At 49.8% G+C, this 681-nt stretch carries 1 rRNA gene; it reads left to right on the top strand.

Going from position 1 to position 681, the window contains the following annotated elements:
* Positions 1 to 125: 125 nt before the first annotated feature.
* Positions 126 to 681, top strand: a 23S ribosomal RNA gene (locus tag A3849_RS04385); the annotation flags it as partial.

Genomic DNA, 681 nt, shown 5'->3' on the forward strand with positions numbered 1-681 from the left:
CCTTGATCCTTGAAAACTGGATACCGAAACGAAAATGCGTTTTAGAACATTCCTTTAAGCTGAACTTGTGTAAACAAGTTTATATTATAGCGATGCTAGCGATTTCCCTTTTGGGAAAACGCAATGGTTAAGCTAATAAGAGCACACGGAGGATGCCTAGGCGCCAGGAGCCGACGAAGGACGTGGCGAACAACGAAACTGCCTCGGGGAGCTGTAAGCAAGCTTTGATCCGGGGGTGTCCGAATGGGGAAACCCAGCTGTGGTAATTCGCAGTTACTCATACCTGAATACATAGGGTATGTAGAGGCAGACCAGGGGAACTGAAACATCTAAGTACCCTGAGGAAGAGAAAACAATAGTGATTCCGTCAGTAGCGGCGAGCGAACGCGGAACAGCCTAAACCAAGGGGCTTGCCTCTTGGGGTTGTGGGACGTCTCACATGGAGTTACAAAGGAATATGGTAGGTGAAGAGGTCTGGAAAGGCCCGCGATAGAGGTAAAAGCCCTGTAACCTAAACTGTGTTCTCTCCGAGACGGATCCCGAGTAGTGCGGGGCACGTGAAACCCCGTATGAATCCAGCAGGACCATCTGCTAAGGCTAAATACTACCTGGCGACCGATAGTGAAACAGTACCGTGAGGGAAAGGTGAAAAGCACCCCGGAAGGGGAGTGAAATAGAACC

The sequence above is a fragment of the Paenibacillus sp. P46E genome, from assembly GCF_001909095.1.
Taxonomy (GTDB): domain Bacteria; phylum Bacillota; class Bacilli; order Paenibacillales; family Paenibacillaceae; genus Paenibacillus_AQ; species Paenibacillus_AQ helianthi.